The sequence below is a fragment of the Amycolatopsis alkalitolerans genome, from assembly GCF_006152065.1.
Classification (GTDB): Bacteria; Actinomycetota; Actinomycetes; order Mycobacteriales; family Pseudonocardiaceae; genus Amycolatopsis_E; species Amycolatopsis_E alkalitolerans.
Map to the genome: position 1 here is coordinate 23,019 of NZ_VDFW01000003.1, position 16,438 is coordinate 39,456.

21 protein-coding genes are annotated in these 16,438 nt (G+C 69.6%); 11 read left to right on the forward strand and 10 right to left on the reverse strand.

Annotation, left to right across the window (positions count from 1 at the left end; translation table 11 throughout):
* Positions 1-29 precede the first annotated feature (29 nt).
* The gene (locus FG385_RS04080) at positions 30-1,112 is read left to right on the forward strand and encodes an MBL fold metallo-hydrolase (protein ID WP_139095245.1); all 1,083 of its coding nucleotides are present in this window, start codon (positions 30-32) and stop codon (positions 1,110-1,112) included.
* Here FG385_RS04080 and FG385_RS04085 read toward each other — a convergent pair.
* Entirely contained in the window at positions 1,109-1,480 is a 372-nt protein-coding gene (locus tag FG385_RS04085) for a PPOX class F420-dependent oxidoreductase (RefSeq protein WP_327436814.1), read from the reverse strand. The two genes, FG385_RS04080 and FG385_RS04085, sit on opposite strands and share 4 nt — an antisense overlap.
* Before the next feature lie 50 nt (positions 1,481-1,530).
* On the opposite strand from FG385_RS04085, the gene FG385_RS04090 reads away from it, so the two are divergent.
* Positions 1,531-2,298 carry a metal-dependent hydrolase gene (locus tag FG385_RS04090; RefSeq protein WP_139095547.1) on the forward strand — a complete coding sequence of 256 codons (768 nt, stop codon included), beginning with the start codon at positions 1,531-1,533 and terminating at the stop codon, positions 2,296-2,298.
* On the opposite strand, the gene FG385_RS04095 is transcribed toward FG385_RS04090, so the two are convergent.
* Entirely contained in the window at positions 2,291-3,121 is an 831-nt protein-coding gene (locus tag FG385_RS04095; RefSeq protein ID WP_139095247.1) for an SDR family oxidoreductase, read from the reverse strand. The genes FG385_RS04090 and FG385_RS04095 overlap by 8 nt on opposite strands.
* Positions 3,122-3,188: 67 nt before the next feature.
* Between FG385_RS04095 and FG385_RS04100 the strand changes: the two genes are divergently transcribed.
* The 5 genes from FG385_RS04100 to FG385_RS04120 all read left to right on the forward strand — a co-directional run bounded on the left by FG385_RS04100 (position 3,189) and on the right by FG385_RS04120 (position 5,966).
* Positions 3,189-3,554, forward strand: coding sequence for a winged helix-turn-helix transcriptional regulator (locus tag FG385_RS04100; protein ID WP_200834292.1), 366 nt, complete (start codon positions 3,189-3,191; stop codon positions 3,552-3,554).
* An 11-nt stretch (positions 3,555-3,565) separates the two neighbouring features.
* On the forward strand, positions 3,566-4,135 hold the full coding sequence (locus FG385_RS04105; RefSeq protein ID WP_139095249.1) for a TetR/AcrR family transcriptional regulator: 570 nt from the start codon (positions 3,566-3,568) through the stop codon (positions 4,133-4,135).
* Between the two features lie 26 nt (positions 4,136-4,161).
* A complete protein-coding gene (locus FG385_RS04110; RefSeq protein ID WP_139095250.1) occupies positions 4,162-5,256 on the forward strand; it encodes a hypothetical protein in 1,095 nt (364 codons plus the stop codon).
* 58 nt (positions 5,257-5,314) lie between these two features.
* Positions 5,315-5,581, forward strand: coding sequence for a hypothetical protein (locus FG385_RS04115; protein WP_139095251.1), 267 nt, complete (start codon positions 5,315-5,317; stop codon positions 5,579-5,581).
* A 76-nt stretch (positions 5,582-5,657) separates the two neighbouring features.
* A complete protein-coding gene (locus FG385_RS04120; protein WP_139095252.1) occupies positions 5,658-5,966 on the forward strand; it encodes a hypothetical protein in 309 nt (102 codons plus the stop codon).
* Here the strand turns inward: FG385_RS04120 and FG385_RS04125 are convergent.
* The 7 genes from FG385_RS04125 to FG385_RS04155 all read right to left on the reverse strand — a co-directional run bounded on the left by FG385_RS04125 (position 5,959) and on the right by FG385_RS04155 (position 12,354).
* Positions 5,959-6,303 carry a hypothetical protein gene (locus FG385_RS04125; RefSeq protein WP_139095253.1) on the reverse strand — a complete coding sequence of 115 codons (345 nt, stop codon included), beginning with the start codon at positions 6,301-6,303 and terminating at the stop codon, positions 5,959-5,961. The two genes, FG385_RS04120 and FG385_RS04125, sit on opposite strands and share 8 nt — an antisense overlap.
* A 148-nt stretch (positions 6,304-6,451) precedes the next feature.
* On the reverse strand, positions 6,452-7,531 hold the full coding sequence (locus FG385_RS04130) for a hypothetical protein (RefSeq protein WP_139095254.1): 1,080 nt from the start codon (positions 7,529-7,531) through the stop codon (positions 6,452-6,454).
* The gene (locus FG385_RS04135) at positions 7,528-7,854 is read right to left on the reverse strand and encodes a type VII secretion target (RefSeq protein WP_160148727.1); all 327 of its coding nucleotides are present in this window, start codon (positions 7,852-7,854) and stop codon (positions 7,528-7,530) included. Before FG385_RS04135 ends, FG385_RS04130 begins: the two co-directional genes overlap by 4 nt.
* Entirely contained in the window at positions 7,854-8,399 is a 546-nt protein-coding gene (locus FG385_RS35260) for a YbaB/EbfC family nucleoid-associated protein (RefSeq protein WP_139095256.1), read from the reverse strand. Before FG385_RS35260 ends, FG385_RS04135 begins: the two co-directional genes overlap by 1 nt.
* Before the next feature lie 160 nt (positions 8,400-8,559).
* On the reverse strand, positions 8,560-9,792 hold the full coding sequence (locus FG385_RS04145; protein ID WP_139095257.1) for an MFS transporter: 1,233 nt from the start codon (positions 9,790-9,792) through the stop codon (positions 8,560-8,562).
* Between the two features lie 73 nt (positions 9,793-9,865).
* Complete coding sequence (locus FG385_RS04150) at positions 9,866-11,461, reverse strand: ABC transporter permease (RefSeq protein WP_139095258.1); 1,596 nt, start codon at positions 11,459-11,461, stop codon at positions 9,866-9,868.
* The gene (locus FG385_RS04155; RefSeq protein ID WP_139095259.1) at positions 11,458-12,354 is read right to left on the reverse strand and encodes an ABC transporter ATP-binding protein; all 897 of its coding nucleotides are present in this window, start codon (positions 12,352-12,354) and stop codon (positions 11,458-11,460) included. Before FG385_RS04155 ends, FG385_RS04150 begins: the two co-directional genes overlap by 4 nt.
* Before the next feature lie 92 nt (positions 12,355-12,446).
* Here FG385_RS04155 and FG385_RS04160 point away from each other — a divergent pair, with 92 nt between their 5' ends.
* A complete protein-coding gene (locus tag FG385_RS04160; RefSeq protein ID WP_139095260.1) occupies positions 12,447-12,938 on the forward strand; it encodes a GbsR/MarR family transcriptional regulator in 492 nt (163 codons plus the stop codon).
* Here FG385_RS04160 and FG385_RS04165 read toward each other — a convergent pair.
* The gene (locus tag FG385_RS04165; protein ID WP_139095261.1) at positions 12,919-13,485 is read right to left on the reverse strand and encodes a TetR/AcrR family transcriptional regulator; all 567 of its coding nucleotides are present in this window, start codon (positions 13,483-13,485) and stop codon (positions 12,919-12,921) included. The two genes, FG385_RS04160 and FG385_RS04165, sit on opposite strands and share 20 nt — an antisense overlap.
* 87 nt (positions 13,486-13,572) lie before the next feature.
* Here FG385_RS04165 and FG385_RS04170 point away from each other — a divergent pair, with 87 nt between their 5' ends.
* The 3 genes from FG385_RS04170 (at position 13,573) to FG385_RS34685 (ending at position 16,353) form a co-directional block, all read left to right on the forward strand.
* Positions 13,573-14,208, forward strand: a complete 636-nt coding sequence (locus FG385_RS04170) for an NAD(P)-dependent oxidoreductase (RefSeq protein WP_139095262.1) — start codon at positions 13,573-13,575, stop codon at positions 14,206-14,208.
* Positions 14,209-14,518: 310 nt separating this feature from the next.
* Positions 14,519-15,655, forward strand: a complete 1,137-nt coding sequence (locus tag FG385_RS04175) for a C1 family peptidase (RefSeq protein WP_139095263.1) — start codon at positions 14,519-14,521, stop codon at positions 15,653-15,655.
* Positions 15,656-16,113: 458 nt separating this feature from the next.
* Positions 16,114-16,353 (forward strand): hypothetical protein, encoded by a 240-nt coding sequence (locus FG385_RS34685; RefSeq protein WP_235022375.1) that lies wholly within the window; start codon positions 16,114-16,116, stop codon positions 16,351-16,353.
* The last annotated feature ends 85 nt before the right edge of the window (positions 16,354-16,438 follow it).

The following is a 16,438-nucleotide window of genomic DNA, read 5'->3' on the forward strand; positions in this document are numbered from 1 at the left end:
TTCAGGGAGAACTCGGTAGTTTTCGGGGTATGGCGAAACTTCGGTGGACCGTGCCGGCGATGCTCGGCGCGCTGGCCTGGGCCGTGTGGGAGATCCCCCTGGCCTTCGGCGGCAGGCCCGATCTCGACGTGATGAAGCGCTCACCCCAGTTCCGGGACGGTCGGTTCCGGAACCTCGCGCCCGCCGTGCCGCTGACCTCGAGCAGCATGCGCGGGGTACTGCGCGAGATGCTGACCGGCGGCCGGCGGCACCGTCCGGCCGCCCCGGTCCCGCTCGTGCCGCGGCCGCCGGACAACCCGGCCGACGGCCTGCACATCACGTGGTATGGCCACGCGTCCTCGCTGGTCGAGATCGAGGGCACGCGGATCCTGCTCGACCCGGTGTGGGCAACGCGGGTTTCGCCGTCCCGCCTGGTCGGGCCGCGCCGCCTGCACGAGCCGCCACACCGGCTCGAGGAACTGCCGCGGCTGGACGCGATCATCATTTCCCATGACCATTACGACCACCTGGACGCGACCGCGGTCCGCACGCTGACCCGTCTCCAGGAGGCGCCGTTCATCGTGCCGCTGGGCGTCGGTGCGCACCTGCGCCGCTGGGGCGTGCCCGCCGAGCGGATCACCGAACTGGACTGGCACGACAGCACGGAGGTCGCGGGGGTGGTCCGCATCACGGCGGAGGAGGCGCAGCACTTCTCCGGCCGGGCCTTCACCCGCAACAACACGCTGTGGGCTTCGTGGATCATCGCGAACGAGAGCCGCCGCGTCTTCTACACCGCCGACTCCGGCTACTTCGACGGATACCAGCGGATCGGCGAGAAGTACGGCCCGTTCGACGCGGCGCTCGTGCAGATCGGCGCCTACCACCCGGCGTGGCCGGACATCCACATGACTCCCGAGGAAGGCGTCGCCGCGCATCTGGACGCCCGAGGTGGCGTGCTGATTCCCGTGCACTGGGCCACGTTCCGGCTCGCGCCGCACGGGTGGAGCGAACCCGCGGAACGCGTCTGGCGCGAGGCGAAGGCCCACGACGTCACGCTCACCGTGCCGCGGCCGGGCGAGCGGATCGACGTGGACAACCTCGCTCCCGTCGACCCCTGGTGGGAGGGGCTCTAGGACATCCCGAGAGTCCGCGTGATCGTGATCTCGATGACCACGCGTTCCGGGTTCGGACGGGGCCGGCGGCCGTAGCGCGCGGCGTAGCGGTCTTCCGCGTCCCGTACCGACTCCGGATCCTCGCGCACCACGGCGTGCCCTTCGAGGGTCGACCACCGGCGGCCCTCCGCCTGGCTGACGGCGACGCGGGCCTCGCCGCGGACATTGCGGGCCTTGACGCTGCCGCGCGAGCAGATCACCCGCGCCACCTCGAACTTCTCGTCCACCGTGACCCCGACCGGCACGACGTGCGGGGAGCCGTCGGGCCGTAGCGTGGTCAGCGTGCCCAGGTGCCGCTGCGCCCAGAACTCCCGCAGTTCCCCGCTCACGCGTGTCGTCCTCTCGTTCACCCGGCCGTGTTGCCAAGATCGTCACCATGATGGGCCACACCCACGCGCTCACCGGCTGGTGCGCCGGACTCGCCGTCGCCCCGCTCGTGGGCGCGAGTTCGGTGCACCAGGCCGTCGCCTTCGCCGCCACCACAGCGGGATTCGCGCTGCTGCCCGACCTCGATCATCCCGGTGCCGGCGCGTCCCGGTTACTCGGGCCCGTCACCGGCGTGCTGTCCTGGCTGCTGCGGCGGCTGTCCGCAGCCGTGTACGCGCTCACGAAGGGGCCGCGCGACGAGCGGAGCAAGGGGACGCACCGGCACCTGTCGCACACGGTGCTGTTCGCGGCGGGCCTCGGTGCGCTGACGATGTGGGGCACCCGCGCCGGCGGCTGGTACGCCGTCGCGGGGGTGGTGCTGTTCGGCGTGCTGCTGGCGGCCGACGCGCTGGGTGACTGGCTGCTGCTCGTCGCGGGCGGCGCGGTGGCGTGGTGGGCGCTGACCGCGAGCGCCGCCGGCGAGTTGCGGGAGCTCACCGGCTGGCTCGGCGCCGCGGTCGCGGTCGGCTGCGTCACGCACTGTCTCGGCGACGCGCTGACCGAGTCCGGATGCCCGTTCCTGTTCCCCGTGCCCCTCGCGGGCGAGACCTGGTACGAACTGCGGCCGCCGGGATTCCTGCGGTTCCGCACCGGCGGCCGGGTCGAACGGCTCGTCATCGCGCCGCTGTTCCTCGTCGTGGCGCTCGCGCTGCTACCGGGGGTGATCGACGCGCTTGTCGCGCTCTACGACCGGCTGTTCGCGCCATCGCCGGTCACCTGAACGCCGCACCGGTACGCGCGGCCCATTCCGCGAAGGTCCGCCCTGTCCGGCCGAGCACCCGCTCGACGTCCGGGCTGACCTGGCGTTCCTCCGCGGTCGGCCGCCCGAGGATGTCGAGGGTGCCGTCCGCGACCGGCTCCGGCATGAACTGTACGAGCTGTGCCCGCGCCTCCTCACGGCTCTGCTCGAGGAACCGCACCTCCGAGCCGATCGCGGCGCCGATCGCCGCCGCCTGCCGGCGTGGCGAGACCGGCGCGGGACCGGTGAGGACGTAAACCCGCGCCTCGTGGCCCGGCTCGCGCAGGACCGCGGCGGCGACCTCGGCGATGTCCGCCGGGTCGATCAACGGCAGGCCGACATCCCCGAACGGAGCCACGATCGTCCGCCGCGTGCGCACGGACTCCGCCCACATCAACGCGTTCGAGTCGAAACCGCCGGGCCGCAGGATCGTCCACGCCAGCCCGGACGACCTCAGCGCGCTCTCGAACCTCCGCAGTTCGCCGTGGGACGGCGCGTGCGGTCGGGTGCCCGCGCCCTGCGACGACAGCAGGACGACTTTTCGCACCCCGGCCGCCTTCGCGGTATCGAGAATGGCGCCGGGGTCCGCCGCGCCGGTCAGCAGTTGGCTGCCCACCAGCAGGAACAGGGCTTCGGCCCCGTCGAGCGCGGGCTTCAGGCTCGCCGGTTCGGCCAGGTCGGCCTGCCGATGTCCTGGGGTCTCGCTGGGACGGCGGGACACCGTCGTCACCTTTTCTCCAGCCGCCACGAGCGCTTGCACGAGCGGCGTTCCGACATTTCCGGTTGCTCCGGTAACCACGATCATGCGAACGACGCTAGCAACGCGGGTATAGTAGGTACCTAGAAGAAAGTATTGGATCGGAGGGGGATTCGTGACCGAGAACACGGCCGCTTGCCCGATCAGCCCGGTTGTGGACATCGTGTTCAGCCGGTGGACCACGCCGATCCTGTGGGCGCTGAACGAGTTCGGCCGTCAGCGCTTCGTCGAGCTGGAGCGGCGTATCGGCACCATCACGCCGAAGGTCCTCACCCAGCGCCTGCGCCAGCTCGAGCGCGACGGGCTGATCGTCCGCACCTACCACCCCGAGGTGCCGCCGCGGGTCGAGTACGAGATCAGCGAGCTGGGCCGGAGCCTCGGGCCGCTGTTCGCGACGCTCGCGACCTGGTCCGAAGCGAACCTCGCCAGGGTCGAGCTGGCGCGCGCGACGTACGACGATGCGGGCCTTCCGCGAGCCTAGAATCAACGACGATGAGCAACCCCAAGCCGACCTTGCGCGCCGACGCGCGGCGTAACCGCGCCCGGGTGCTGGCGGCCGCGCAGGAGGCGTTCGCTGACGAGGGCCCCGGCGTCCCGCTCGACGAGATCGCCCGGCGAGCCGGGGTCGGCGCCGGCACGGTGTACCGGCACTTCCCGTCGAAGGAGTCGCTGTTCGAGGCCGTGGTCCTGGACAGCATCGAGCGGCTCGCCGGGCAGGCTCGGTCGCTTTTGGACGCTCCCGATCCCGGTGCGGCGTTTTTCGCGTACTTCGATGACGTCGCCGATCAGGCGTTGCTGAACAAGGCCTTGTGCGACGCGCTCCAGGAGAGCACGGGTGCGGCCCTCGCGGAACCGTCGGGACAGAAGGAAGGTTTCCGCGCGGGTTTCGGTGAACTGCTGCGGCGCGCCCAGGCGGCGGGTGCCGTCCGGCCGGACATCGAACCGGAGGATCTGACGGCTCTGCTTTCCGGATATGTCGCGATCCGGCGCCTTTCCTCCCCGGGTCGTCCGGCGAGCCGGGCCCTGATCGACGGGCTTTCCCCGGTTTCCACGCGACGGTGACGATTTTCCACCTAGACTCCCGGACCATGACGCGTATCCGGCTCGGCTGGGAAGCACAAATCGACAAGGTCACGTACGCGACCGCTTTTCTCATCGTCGGCCTCGCGCTGGTCATCCTCGGTTCGGTGCTGGGCTGGGCCGTCTGGCTGGCGGTACCGGTGATCGTCGTCGGCGTGGTGTCGTTGCTGGTCTTCGCGCTGCGGATGCGCGGCTGGCGCTCCCTGTGGTGGCGGCGTGAGCTGGTGATCGGCGCCGACGGAATCGCCTACGAGGCCAAGAACAGCGGGTTCACCGTCGCCTGGTCGGATCTGGCCGTTTTAGGCGTGCATTCCGATAATGGGGTAATTGAACGATTCGGGTTGACGCTGGTCTTTTTTCCGCGGTCGGTGGATTTCACTCAGCGGTTGTCCAGTTTCCGGATCCTCCGGCTGCCCCGCAATGGTGCTTTCAAGGTCCGGATTCCGCGCCGCGCGGGCATCGTGGAGGCCATCAACGGCGCGGCTCCGGCAGGCTGGCAGCGGGTGCCGTCGCCCGCGTGGAATGCGCTCGTCGTCGAACCCGGTGTGGATCCGCATGCCGTGCCTGTGCCGGATCCCCGGCCGCCGGTCGTCGTGAACGTCGGCCGGAAGAGTCGCCGGCAGGCCCTGATCGGCGGAGTGCTGATGGTCGCCGCGGCCGCCGCGTTTCTCGCGGCCATCTTCGGTAACCACAACGGCGGTGTCACCGTGCGGGTCATCGCGAGCGTGCTGGGCGCACCGTTCATCATCGGGGCCGTGGCGATGGTGCTGAGCGGGCCGATGGTCGCGCGCTCGCGGTATGTCGTGATCGACGCCGACAGCTTCACCTGGGACGACCCGAGCGGGCAGCCCTTCACGTTCGCCTGGAACGAGATCGCCTCGGTCGCCGTTCAGACCAGGGTGAGCAGGTCCGCGCCGGGGACGTGGGCTTCGCAGCGGCGTATCGACAGCATTCTGGTGAGCGCGCGGCAGGAGCACCGGAAACTGCCGGTTGGCGATCAGCGTGCGGAAGTCGACCAGATCGGCCGCGCGGTGCAGCAGTTCGCCCCTCGAGCCTGGGCGGGAGCGACCACGGGGATCGCGGGGCCGTTGCAGTTAAGCTAGACGGGCTCGCTCCCGCTTCCATGCGACGACGGGATCTTTCCACATAGAATCCCGGACCATGACCCGTATCCGGCTCGGTTGGGAAGCGCAAATCGGTCAGCTTGCGCTTTTGATGGATTTCCTTGTCGCCGGCGTCGGTTTGGTGGTTTTGGGCGCATTACTCGACTGGAGCGGCTGGCTCACCACACCGATGATCGTCATCGGCGTGTTGGTGCTCCTGATCGCCGCGTTGCGCCTGCAAGGTTGGCGCTCGCTGTGGTGGCGGCGGGACTTCGTGGTCGACCCGTCGCCAATGTGGGCCTGCGGGCCAGGCGGCAGATCGTGATTGGCGGGGTGCTGGCGGTCGCCGCGACAGTGGGCGCGCTTTCGATCACCTTCGGCTCCGGTCCCCGCAGCGGAATATGTCGCGCAGCTTTGTGATCGATGCCGACAGCTTCGCCATGGACGATCCGGAGGGAAATCCGTTCGCCTTCGCGTGGCGCGAGATCACCGGGATCGAAACCGGGACCGCCTGGGCGGGGGGAGCTCCACTGATCGCCAGCCGGCGCCTCGACCACGTTCTGGTTCGCACCCGTGAGCGAGAGATGTACGTTCGCCTGGCCGGCCAGCCGCGGACCGTCCTGCAAGTCGCCGACGGCGTCCAGCAGTTCGCGCCGCAGCTCTGGGCCGGGCACAAGACCTCGAAGGCGCGCCGGTTCCAGCTCAGCTAGGCGTTCGCGCGATGTTGAGAATCCGTTTGGTGCGGGGGGTCAGGAAGGCCGTGTTGGTGCAGTTGGCTGGTGTCCGGTCGTACATGGCCTTGTCGACATCGAATTGGCGGTCACCGATCCTGACCCGGCAGGCGCGGACAGCGCCCTGGCTGTGGACCATCTGCTTACCGCATTCCGGCTGCGGTCCGTATTGCTCGCCGAAATCCTCACCGGTCCAGCCGGTGATCGCGACCACCTGCCCTCCCGTCACGTCCAGGATGCGCCGCATGGCGAGCCACAGCCCCCACGCGAGAAGGGCAATCTCGAGGAATAGGTAGGGCCAGGTCTGGGCGGTCACCGCACCCGTGGTGAACGCCAGTACCGCGACCAGGATCGCCGCGGCGATGAGGAACAGGCCGACCGGATCCCTCGCAGCACCAGGTGGCGCTGTGAAGGATGGAGCCGCCCGGCGACGTTCTCCTGATCAACCTCGTACTGGTTGACCTTCATTCCGCTTTGCCTTCGCCGTGTTCCTTTTCGTAGGACTCGGCGGCTTCCTTCGACCGGTCGGCCTGCTCGTTGTTCTGGCGCCGGTCCTCGGTTGCGACGGCGACACCGTCGGCCGCGTTGGGCTTGGGCACGTGGAAGTGACCGTCTTCGGCCCACTTGTCCAGGTTGAGCGTGCTCTTCTCGATCGGGTTTGCCCGGATGATGTCGGTGCCGACCTTCCCGACCTTGTCCAGCGCCTTGGCAGCCGCTTCGATCACGCCCTTCGACTTGTTCGCGTTCTTGGCCAGCGCCTCCAGCTTTTCCACGATCTTCGCGATCCTGCTGCTGATCCGCTCGGCGAGCACCCCGGCTTCCACTACGGAGTCCGCGATGAACGCGGCCACCGTGCCGCCGAACGAACACCAGGACGTCGCCAGCGCGGCGATGCCCTTGAGGATCAGCTGGCCGATGAACTCCGAGATCATGTCGCGGATCAGGCCGCGTTCGGTGCCCACGATCGCGGCGGCGATCGTCATGGCCGTGGACGCGCTGTTCGCGTGCCCGGCGGCGCCGCGCAGCGAGTCGGCGTAGCCCTTCGCGGTCTTCTGATAGGCCACGGGCCCGCCTTCGCCCTTGTAGGACTGGCCTGCCTTGGCGGCCGACTGCTCGTAGGTCTCGGCCGTTTCGGTGAGCTGTTTGGAGATGTTCTGCCAGGTCTGGGCCTTGGCCGTGACGGCCTCGGGGTTCCCGGCGAGTTCGTCCAAGCCCTTCTTCAGGAAGCTGATGTGCTCGATGAGCCAGCCGACCCCGGCGCTGGCCAGCGTGCCCAGCGGGTCCATCGCGGCGCCGAGCGCGTCGAGGCCGTCGGTCGCGACGTCCATCGCCGCGTTGCCCCAGTCGCCGTCCGAGAAATCCTTCACGGTGCTCGCGACGTCGTTGAAGATGCCACCACCGGCGGTCTGCACGGTCGCGTTGTCGACCGCGCTCTTGCCACCACTGCCCATGTTCGACCAGAAACCGGACGAGGACTCGGACGTTGCGACGAGCGGGTTCTCGCCACCGCCGCCTTCTCCGGTGGGGGCTTCGGTCGAGGTCATGCCTGGATCTCCTTACCGAGCGCGGCCAGCTTCGCCTTCGACGTGTCCTCGTGGTTCTGCATCGCCTCGTGCGCACTGCCGACCTTGTCGGCCAGATCGTGCCCCGCGTCGCCGAGCCCCTTGACGAAACTCGTCGCGCTGTGGATCCAGTACTCGACGCCCAGCGCAACGACCTGCCCGACGAGGCCGAACGCGTTCAGGTCACCGAGTCCCTGGGCGGCACCCGTCGCGTCGATCGCTTCGTGGACCTTGTCCGCGGTACCCCGCACCTCGGGCTCGTGCCCCTTGAGTGCCTGCAGATCGACCTGGTACTTGCCGGTCATCACCATCCCCTTTGCATGATCGAGCCGGAGCCGTCGTCACCTTCGTCGTCCGCGGGCGGCCGCGCCGGGCGCCTTGGCGGCGCGGGAGGCGCCGGCGGTCGCGGGGGAGCCGGTGGCCGCGGCGGTGCGGGCGGGCGCACCGGCGGCGGCGCGGCCTGCTCGTCGTTGAGGACCAACCGGCGGTCCGGCGCCGCGGGCGGCGGCTGTTCCTCCGGCACCTCGGGCGCGGGCAACTGCTCTTCCAGGAAATGCATCGCGTCGGTGTCGGTGCCGATCACCGGCGCCATGATCGCGGTGATCTGGCGCGCGGCCTGCGCCTGCGCCCGCTGAGCGGTGGCGACGACGGCGGCCGCCAGCTGTTCGAGTGGCATTTCCCGGGCTTTCGGCCCGAATGCGAGTTTCTGCAGCGCACCGCTGGCATTGACGGTCACCGTCGCGGCGCCGTCGTGGCTGGAGAGGGTGGCCGACAATTGCTGGAGCTGCGCCTTGGCCGCTTCCGCTTTGTGCGTGATGTCCGCTATTGCCGCGTCTCCGGGCGAATTCATGCTCACTCTGATGGAGCTAAGTCCATACCGGTTCCGCGGACAAGCGAAAACGTGAATTGTCCGAAATAGCCATTCTTCCAGGGCGAGTGCCAGGTATTTCGTGTCCGGATATTCCGCTATGATATCTTTTTCGCCATTACGTCCGAGTCGGGACCCGGCGCTATTCCGCATCTTCGGGCAGCGTGCGCATGCCCCGTAACGGCGAGCAGACCAGACGGCCCGCGGCGACGGTGAGCCCGGCCGCGGCGACCCACATGACCGTCCGCAGACCGGCGGTGCTCGCGAGCGCGCCGCCGAGCAGGCTGCCCACCGGCGCCGTGCCGAAGATGAGGAACCGCGTCGTGGCTGTCACGCGCCCGCGCAGCCGTTCCGGCGTGACCGCCTGCTCGTAGCTGACCTGCAGGATATTGGCCACGACGATGCCGAACGACGTCACGAAGTTCCCGACCGGGTAGCACGCGACGGCCCAGCCCGGCCGGGTGAGCGCCATTAGGACGTACCCGGCGGCGATCAGCACCCCGGATACCCACAGCAGCCGTGCCTCGCCGAACCATTGTCCGGCGCGGCGGCCGTAGCAGGCGCCGACGAGCGCCCCGACCAGGCCGGTCGTGTTGACCAGCCCGATTTCGCCCGGGGACAGGTGGATCTCGCGGAGCAGGAACACCACACCGAGTGCGAGTTGCATCGACTGGAACAGGCTGGTGAGCGCCGTGGCATGGGCGAACGGGCGCAGGACCGGATGCCGGAAGACGAAGCCGAGCCCCTCGCGGATCTCGCGTCGCAGCGGCTCCCGCGGCGGCTGCGGCGGCACCTGCTCGGGGCTCCGGATCCCGCGCAGCCACACCGCTGACCACAGGAACGTCACCGCGTTGGCGGCGACCGCGACCGCGCCGCCGAAGTACTGCACCAGATAGCCGCCCGCACTCGGCGCGGCGACCGCGGCCACCGAGATGTTCGCCTGCAGTTTCGCGTTGCCTTCGACCAGTTCGGCCCGCGGGAGCAGGCGCGGCAGGTAGGTCTGGTGGCCGACCTCGAAGAATACCGCCAGCACACCGGCGATCGTGACCACCGTGAACAGCTGCCACAGGGTCAGCACCCCGAACGCGGCGGCCAGCGGGATCGAGGCGTACACGGCGAACCGGCCGAGATCGGTGGCGATCAGCAGTGGGCGGTTGCGCATCCGGTCGCACCACGCGCCGACCTGCAGGCCGAGCGCGAGATACGCGAGCGTCTGCAGGGTCCGCAGCATCGAAACGCCGAAGGCCGAGGCGTGCAAGGTGGTCGCCGCGAGCAGCGGGACCGCGAGCAGGTTGATGCGGTTGCCGAACTGGCTGAGCAGGTCGGCCGTCCACAGTAGACGGAAATCGCGCAGCTTCAGCAAGCCCCCAGGCATGCTCTCCATCTATACCCGAGAAAGAGCCCAGGCACCCCGACCGGCCCGGGCTCTTCTCCCCCACGGGAACCGGCTACCCGATGTCTCGCCGTCTGAAACCTGCCAGCCCGGCGACGAGCGTGACCAGGGCGATACCGGTCAGCCACAGCACGGGCGCCGCGGTGAGCGTCGCGCTGGGCAGCTTCGGGATATGCGTGAACGGCGAGATGTCGAGCACCGCCTGCGGCAGCCGCAGCACGGGCCCGTACAGCGCGATCGCGAGCGCCAGCGAGGCGATCGACCAGCTTGCGCTCATGTACTTCGGCAGCAACCCGAACAGCAACATCGAAAGTCCCGCGATGAGCCAGATCGCCGGCAGTTGGGCCATACTCGCGCCGAGCATCGCCGGCACCTCGCCGCGCACGTCACTGATCCGCAGGCCGTGGAGCAGGCCGGCGGCGGTTCCGCCGACGGCGAGCAGCAGCGCGCTGCCCAGCAGCGAGAACGCCAGATGGCTGCCGGCCCACTGCAGCCGCCGCACGTGGGTGGCCAGCAGCGGTTCGAGCCGGACGGCCGTTTCCTCGCTGCGCATCCGCAGGTTCGCCTGGACCGCGTAGACCGCGGCGATCATGCCGAAGATGTTCGCGATCGCGGCCAGGTAGGCGTCGACGATCGCGGACGCGCCGCCCATCCGCTCGAACGCCTCCCGAACCTGCTCGCTGCCACCGACGAGCCCGCCGATCCCGCTCGCGAGGGCGCCGAACAGCGCGCCGGCGACCGCGAACCCGGCGACCCAGCCGATCAGCAGGCCACGGTGCAACCGCCAGGCCAGCCCCAGCGGCGACCGGAGACCCGGCGCGGCGACGGCGGGCCCCGGACGCGACGGGTAGATGCTCAGCCCGACGTCACGCTTCGGCAGCAACCAGTACGCGACGCCGAACAGCACCACCGTCGTCACGAGCGGGAGCAGCGCCACCCACCAGCGCTCGTGCGCGAACGGGCGCAGCTGCGCGGACCAGCCGAGCGGAGACAGCCAGGACAGCCAGCTGATGTCCTTCGCCGAATCGCCCACGCCGCGCAGCAGGAACGTCACCCCGAGCACCGCCGACGCGAGGCCGTTGGCCGTGCGCGAGTACTCGACCAGCTGGGCGGTCACGGCCGAAATCCCGCTGAACACCCAGCCGGTCAGCGCGATGCCGAGGCCGAACGCGACCGAACCGGCCGCGGGCAGCCCCACGCCGATGAGCGCGACGGTCGCGAGCAGGCCCGTGGCCAGCGCGGCCAGGCACGACACGAGCAGCGCCGCGGTGAGCGCGGTGTACCGCCCGGTCACGCCCGAGGACAGCAGCTCCTGGCGGCCTGTCTCCTCCTCCTGCCTGGTGTGCCGGGTGACGGTGAAGATGCAGGCCAGCGCGACGAACAGGGCGATGAACGTGCTGAAGCGCCAGGCGGTGAACCCGCCCGCGGTGGACAGGTCGAAGGCCGGTCCGTACAGCAGTGCCACCGACGGGTTGCCCACGGCGCTCGCGGTCAGCGACGCGCGGCTCGCCGCGTCGGGATAGAACTGGTCATAGGTACCGGCGGAAGCCGCCGGCACGACACCGATCAGCACGATCCAGATGGGCACCACGATCCGGTCGCGCCGCAGCGCGAGCCGGACCAGGTGCCAGGTGCCGACGAACGGGTTCATCGCACGCTCGCTTCGGTCTTGTAGTGCCGCAGGAACAGCTCTTCGAGCGTCGGCGGCTGGCTGGTGAGGCTGCGCACACCGACTTCGGTCAGCTGCCGGAGCACCTTGTCCAGTGAATGGGTCTCGACGTCGAACCGCACGCGGTTGCCCTCGACCTTCAGATCGTGCACGTCCGGCAGGTTCGACAGGCCGTTGGGATGCCCGGCGAGCTCGGCGGTGATCGAGGTCCGGGTGAGGTGGCGCAACTGTCCGAGCGTGCCCGTCTCGACCGTGCGGCCGTTGCGGATGATGCTCACCCGGTCGCACAGGGCCTCGACCTCGGCCAGGATGTGGCTCGACAGCAGCACCGTGCGGCCCTGCTCGCGCTCCTCCTGGATCGCGTACTGGAAGGTGGCCTCCATCAGCGGGTCGAGGCCGGCGGTGGGTTCGTCGAGCACCAGCAGGTCCACATGCGACGCGAGCGCCGCGACGATCGCGACCTTCTGCCGGTTGCCCTTCGAGTAGGTGCGGCCCTTCTTCTTGGGGTCGAGGTCGAAGCGTTCGATGAGCTCCTTGCGCCGGCGCGCGTCGAGCCCGCCGCGCAGCCGCCCCAGCAGATCGATGACCTCTCCGCCGGAGAGGTTGGGCCACAGGTTGACGTCGCCGGGCACGTAGGCCAGGCGGCGGTGCAGGTCTGCGGCGTCACGCCATGGATCGCCGCCGAGCAGCCGGACCTGGCCGGCGTCGGCGTGCAGGAGACCGAGCAGGACCCGCACCGTGGTCGACTTTCCGGCGCCGTTCGGGCCGAGGAAGCCGTGCACCTCGCCCGTGGCGACCTCGAGGTCGAGGCCGTCGAGGGCCTTGGTCGGCCCGAACGACTTGTGCAGGCCGGAGATGGAGATGGCGTTGTCCATGCGCAAGAAGATATACTTGTTTCACAAATTTGTGAAGTTAGGAAAACGTCAAGATCGAGTGAATGCCGTAAGGGATGAGGAAGGATGATCAGATGCCGACCGACCCCGCCGCGCACCTGGACGAGGCCGCGTTGCAGTTCGTCGAGAAGTTCGGGCTGGCGCTGACGGAGGCTGGCGTGCCGAGGATGCCGGCGCGCGTGTTCGCCGCGACGCTCGCGAGTCCCGAAGGTCACCTCACCGCGCGCGAGCTGACCGAGATCCTGCAGATCAGCCCGGCGGCGGTGTCGGGCGCGGTGCGGTACCTCGATCAGATCGGGCTGGTGAGGCGATCCCGGCTGCCCGGGCAGCGGCGCGACATCTTCGTCGTCCGCAGCGACTACTGGTACGAGATGGTGAGCAACCAGGACAAGCGTTACCAGGAAATGCTGCGGACGCTGATCGACGGGATCGAGGCGGTCGGTCCGGACAGCCCGGCCGGCGCGCGGTTACAGGAGACGCACGACTTCTTCGCCTTCCTGGCCGATGAGATGCCCAAGCTCGTCGACCGCTGGCGGGCGCAGCGGCTCAAGGCAGAAGGGGCCTGACGAGGCTCCTCGCCAGCGTGTCGAGGCCTGCGGGCGGCTCGCCTTCGAAGGCGATCAGGAACGCCTGCTGGAAGCAGGCCCCGAGCAGCAGCGCGGCCATCGCGTCGGGATCCGCCGTGCGCGGCAGGCGGCCGAGGCGCTGTTCCGCGCGCAGGTACTGGCCGAGCGCCAGCTGCGGGTGCCGGGGCCCGGAGCCGCGCTCCGCGACCGCGTTCCGGTGTGCGGTGAGGAGTTCGTGCGTCGAGAACAGCGATGCGGCGATCGGGAAACTCTCGGCGTAGAACTCCAGTGCGGTCCTGGCGAGCTTGACCAGGTTCCCCCGTACCGTGCCCTTGCCGGGGTTCAGGTTGCCGAGCAGGTCGTTCAGGGCGGGCAGCCGTTCGGCCAGTACCCCGAGGAAGATCTCGGTCTTGTCCGTGAAGTGCTTGTACAGCGCGGCTTCGGAGTAACCGGCCGCGCGGGCGATCTCCTTGGTGGTGGCGCGCGCGTACCCCCGCTCGCGCATGATCTCGGCCGCGGCCGCGAGGATGTCGTCGCGTGTGCCCAATCCTGAGTCCTTTCTCAGCGGTCGCTTGACCGGTGGGTGAGTACTCACTAACTATAGCTGGTGAGTGAACACTAACCAGGAGGAACCATGAAGCTCACGGTTTTCGGGGCGACGGGCGGTACCGGGGTCGAGGTCGTCCGCCAGGGATTGGCGCTGGGGCACTGGATCACCGCCGTGGTGCGCGACCCGGGGAGGCTGGATGTGCCGGAACACGAGCGGCTCGAGGTCGTCACGGCGAATGTCTTCGAACCGGCTGAGATCGTGCCCGCCATCAGCGGCCACGAGGCGGTGATCTCGGCGCTCGGCCCGCGTGGCCGGGGCCCGACGACGGTCTGCCGGGACGGTGTCACGAGCATCATGTCCGCGATGGGCACCGCCGGCGTGCGGCGGCTGGTGACGGTCAGCAACAGCGGTATGCACACCGACGGTGACGGGCTGTTCGTGCGCGTGGTCGTCAAGCCGATCCTGCAGGCGATGCTGCGCGAGGGGTACGCGGACATGCGGGAGATGGAGGCCCGGGTGGTCGCGAGCGGTCTGGAGTGGACGATCGTCCGGCCGCCCCGGCTGACGAGAGGACCGCATACGGGGCGGATCACCAGCAGCGGGGACGGGAACGTCCGCGGCAGCTTCACGATCTCGCGCGCCGACCTCGCCGACTACGTTCTGCGTGCGGTCGGTGACCGCGACCTCGTCCAGAAGCCCGTCTCGGTCGCCAAGGCCTGACCCCGCGCGAGTCGGGCTTCCGCTGCACCCGAGTTCGGCTTTCGCTGCCCGTCTATTTCCCAAGATTCTGTGGCGCCGCAACGAATCCGTAGACATCGGCCGACGGTCGCTCACCAGTGACAAGACCTATGCGGACAGTCATCGTCCTTGCGGCCGCGGGTCCACCCCGAGTAGGTGACCGCTGGGCCGAACGGGTGAATCTACGCAGGCCCGACCAGGGGATACGAAAAACTTGCTGTCCGTATGTATCTGGAATCACGGTTGATGCGTCATAGAGGCGTCGGCCCAGTCGAACCCGGATGGAGGATGCATGAGCTCCGCCCGCTCTTGCGAGGAGGAAATCGCGGCGATCCGTGATTCCCTTGCCACGCTTGGGGATCCGTGGCAAGCGGGGGAGACCGGGCTGAGCCGGCTGGGGGGCCCGTCGCGTGCGGTGCGGCTGGGGGTGCCGGCCCCGAGTGCGGCCGCGGTCGAAGCCAGGGTGGATCTGCCCGGGCGGATGGCCGAGGCCGCACTCGGGACCGCCGGGCAGCGCTGTACCGCCGAGTATGCCCCGACCGGGGAGTTGCCGAGATCGTTCGATCTGCGGCGGACGCGCGACGGGGACTACACCACGCCTGTCAAGGATCAGGGGGAGCGTGGTTCGTGCACCGCGTTCGGGGTCGTCGCCGTGCTGGAGGGCACGGCGGCGTACCTCAGGCGGGTGGCCGGGCTGGATCTCGACCTGTCCGAGGCGCACCTGTACTTCGGGCAGGCCGATCTCGGCGAGGACGGCACCTGGCCGGACGATCTGCTGGGTGACTGCGTGTCCAACGGCGTCACCTTCGAGGATTACTGGCCCTACACCGACGTCGGCGCCGGTTCGCTCAACCCGGACTGGCGCAATCGGTTCGTGCGCGCGGGAAAGGTGGTCGACCTGACCCGGGATCCGGCGGGGATCAAGCACCATATCTACGGGTACGGGCCGGTCACCACGTGCATGGTGGTCTACGAGGACTTCTTCCACTACACCGGCGGTGTCTACCGGCACACGACCGAGGAGACCAACGGCGGCCACTGCGTCGCGCTCGTCGGCTGGGACGACGACCAGGGCTGCTGGATCGCGAAGAACTCGTGGGGCACCGGCTGGGGCGAGGCCGGCTTCTTCCGGATCGCTTACGGCGAGTCCTACGTCGAGGACTACCCGGAGGAACGGCCGACCACGCTCGGCTGCACGGGGATCGCCTTGCGCGCGTGGTTGCCGGCGCAACGCGCGCTCAGCCTGTTCGCGTCGGCGCAGGATGCGGGCGGATGGGCGTATCTGGAGAACCTGGGGTGGACCCGGCTCGCTGGGGGGACGAGCGGCGCGCACCAACTCGCGCTGCTCGCCGACGCGCGGGCGGGCGGCCACCCCGTCATCCCGTTCGTCGTGAACGACGAGCTACTCATGGTTCAGACCAACTACTGATCGCGAGCAGGGGAGCTGTAGCGATGACCGCGAGCGACACCGAGAACCCGGCCACGGGCCCCGACGACCCCGAACCCACAAACACCGCCACACCGGCCGGCGCCTGGGACCCGAACAAGACTCAGCCACCGTCCGGCACTCCGGCTCCCGCGCCGACTGGTGCGTGGGACCCGAATACGCCGCCGCCGACGGGGGCGTGGGATCCGAATACGCCGCCGCCCGCGGGGGCGTGGGATCCGAATACGCCGCCGCCGACGGGGGCGTGGGATCCGAATACGCCGCCGCCCGCGGGTGCCTGGGACCCGAATACGCCGCCTCCGACAGGCGCATGGGACCCGAACACGCCGCCGCCGACGGGTGCGTGGGACCCGAATACGCCGCCCCCGACCGGCGCATGGGACCCGAACACCCCGCCGCAGCCTCAGCCGCCCGCACCGAGGCCGCCCGCTGGCGACGGAGTGGGCGCACAGCCGGTCACCGGTCTGTGGATCCGCAACCGGATGATCACGCGCCTGTGGTCCTCGAGCGCCGTCCCCGGCGTGTGGGTGTTCGTCGCGGGGCTGGGCTGGAAGCAGCTCGCCGCCGTGGAGACGGGCCGCAGCCCGCTGACCGGGCTCGCGGTGCTGGCCAAGGCGAACGGGCTCGCCGTGTCGTTCCGCGAGAACGCCTACGGCCAGATCGACCAGTTGCTGGTCTGACCTGAGCTGGTGGCGGCCGGCAGCCGAGGGGGCCGCCGGCCGTCACCGAACCGGTGGTCGTCGACAGCTTGACCGGGGGGACGGC

What these genes read in the sequence shown, in the direction of transcription:
- FG385_RS04080 (WP_139095245.1), top strand. Translation starts at nt 30, where the DNA reads ATGGCGAAACTTCGGTGGACCGTGCCGGCGATGCTCGGCGCGCTGGCC.
- FG385_RS04090 (WP_139095547.1), top strand. Translation starts at nt 1,531, where the DNA reads ATGGGCCACACCCACGCGCTCACCGGCTGGTGCGCCGGACTCGCCGTC.
- FG385_RS04095 (WP_139095247.1), bottom strand. Translation starts at nt 3,121, where the DNA reads ATGATCGTGGTTACCGGAGCAACCGGAAATGTCGGAACGCCGCTCGTG.
- FG385_RS04105 (WP_139095249.1), top strand. Translation starts at nt 3,566, where the DNA reads ATGAGCAACCCCAAGCCGACCTTGCGCGCCGACGCGCGGCGTAACCGC.
- FG385_RS04110 (WP_139095250.1), top strand. Translation starts at nt 4,162, where the DNA reads ATGACGCGTATCCGGCTCGGCTGGGAAGCACAAATCGACAAGGTCACG.
- FG385_RS04115 (WP_139095251.1), top strand. Translation starts at nt 5,315, where the DNA reads ATGACCCGTATCCGGCTCGGTTGGGAAGCGCAAATCGGTCAGCTTGCG.
- FG385_RS04120 (WP_139095252.1), top strand. Translation starts at nt 5,658, where the DNA reads ATGTCGCGCAGCTTTGTGATCGATGCCGACAGCTTCGCCATGGACGAT.
- FG385_RS04130 (WP_139095254.1), bottom strand. Translation starts at nt 7,531, where the DNA reads ATGACCTCGACCGAAGCCCCCACCGGAGAAGGCGGCGGTGGCGAGAAC.
- FG385_RS04135 (WP_160148727.1), bottom strand. Translation starts at nt 7,854, where the DNA reads ATGACCGGCAAGTACCAGGTCGATCTGCAGGCACTCAAGGGGCACGAG.
- FG385_RS35260 (WP_139095256.1), bottom strand. Translation starts at nt 8,399, where the DNA reads ATGAATTCGCCCGGAGACGCGGCAATAGCGGACATCACGCACAAAGCG.
- FG385_RS04145 (WP_139095257.1), bottom strand. Translation starts at nt 9,792, where the DNA reads ATGCCTGGGGGCTTGCTGAAGCTGCGCGATTTCCGTCTACTGTGGACG.
- FG385_RS04150 (WP_139095258.1), bottom strand. Translation starts at nt 11,461, where the DNA reads ATGAACCCGTTCGTCGGCACCTGGCACCTGGTCCGGCTCGCGCTGCGG.
- FG385_RS04155 (WP_139095259.1), bottom strand. Translation starts at nt 12,354, where the DNA reads ATGGACAACGCCATCTCCATCTCCGGCCTGCACAAGTCGTTCGGGCCG.
- FG385_RS04160 (WP_139095260.1), top strand. Translation starts at nt 12,447, where the DNA reads ATGCCGACCGACCCCGCCGCGCACCTGGACGAGGCCGCGTTGCAGTTC.
- FG385_RS04170 (WP_139095262.1), top strand. Translation starts at nt 13,573, where the DNA reads ATGAAGCTCACGGTTTTCGGGGCGACGGGCGGTACCGGGGTCGAGGTC.
- FG385_RS04175 (WP_139095263.1), top strand. Translation starts at nt 14,519, where the DNA reads ATGAGCTCCGCCCGCTCTTGCGAGGAGGAAATCGCGGCGATCCGTGAT.